The organism is Kitasatospora sp. NPDC057512, assembly GCF_042802135.1.
Taxonomy (GTDB): domain Bacteria; phylum Actinomycetota; class Actinomycetes; order Streptomycetales; family Streptomycetaceae; genus Kitasatospora.
Map to the genome: position 1 here is coordinate 1 of NZ_JBHVET010001255.1, position 1,254 is coordinate 1,254.

2 protein-coding genes are annotated in these 1,254 nt (G+C 67.9%); one reads left to right on the forward strand and one right to left on the reverse strand.

Annotated elements, in window-relative coordinates:
* Positions 1-662 (reverse strand): ALF repeat-containing protein (locus tag ACFU6K_RS39305; RefSeq protein WP_380671514.1); only part of this gene is annotated, 662 nt, incomplete at its 3' end.
* Positions 663-946: 284 nt separating this feature from the next.
* On the opposite strand from ACFU6K_RS39305, the gene ACFU6K_RS39310 reads away from it, so the two are divergent.
* Positions 947-1,144: a hypothetical protein gene (locus ACFU6K_RS39310; protein WP_380671516.1), complete on the forward strand. Its 198-nt coding sequence runs from the start codon at positions 947-949 to the stop codon at positions 1,142-1,144.
* Positions 1,145-1,254: the final 110 nt, after the last annotated feature.

The following is a 1,254-nucleotide window of genomic DNA, read 5'->3' on the forward strand; positions in this document are numbered from 1 at the left end:
CTCTGCGCGATGTACTGGCCGACCGCCAGGAAGTCGCGCACGTCCTCGATCGACCCGTTCAGCGCCGCACGCGCCGCCGCCTGGGTGTTCGTGCCACCCGTGCTGAGGATCTGCACCAGCTTGAGCCGGTCGTCCGAATCCTTCGCCGGGAACTGGCCCTCGGTCAGGAACTTCTGCAGGTCGTCGCTGGTGTTGCTGCGCAGCGCGGCGTCACCGGCCGCCTGCAGGTTGCGTCCGGCGCCCATCGCGGGGTCGGTCAGCCGGGTGATCATCAGCCGCCGGTCGGCATCGAGAGCCGCCTGCCAACCGCCCTCCAGGAAGGCGCGCAACCCGTCAGGGGTGCCCTCGATGGCCTTGTCCGCGGCCTCGCGGACCTTCGGCCCACCCACGCTGGAGATCTGCGTGGCGGCGAGCAGGTCGTCAAGGCGCTGGGCGCCGGCGAGGTCGTTGTCGACGAACCGCTGCACGTCCTGGTCGGACCCGGCCAGCGCGGTCTCGGCCAGCGCGTGGAGTCGGGGACCGCCGTCTAGCCATGCCTCCAACGCGAGCCGACGGGCACTCGACTGGGCCTGCCCACCGGTCGGCTCGGCCGCGGTGGCGCTCGGGATGCCGGATCCCACCAGACCGGCGGTCAGGGCAAGTGGCAGCAGGCTCAGGGACATTCGGCCCAGCAGCGGCGGCCTCCCCCTCCCCCGCCCGCGTGAACGGGATATCGAATGGCGCATCAGAAACCTCCACTGTCGACATCGGCCGCATTCACGACCGCAGCGGAGCCTACGTCAGATGACGGCACGACAGAACGTTCACGAAGTCAGAAAGTTGCTCCAAAGCCAGCCCGTGAAACACCTGCCAAAGGGCAAAGCCAAGCAAAGGGAACCGCATCACCGATAGGCACCCAACGACTGGGAAAGCATGACATAACACCTGGCCAGAGCCAGGATGGCGCTTGTCGAAGCGTCAGCTCATCTGGTTCGATGGCCCGGATTCCGGCTGCGGCACCGAAGGCGCCGACGCGGCAACTTCGGGTACTTCCACCGGCAATGACGTCTCGCCATTGCCGGTTGGTTCGCCCACCATTCAGGCCGGTCACCCGATTCCGCGAATCCGCCCGTCAGGGCAACACCAGATGAACGAAAAGGATTAGGCATGGCAAAGCGCTTGTCCCGCTTGCTCGTTGGCGGTGCCGTCGCCGTGGCCGCCACGCTCGGCGCCACCGCACTGGCCTCCGCCGACGGCACCCCGGCGGACAACTCG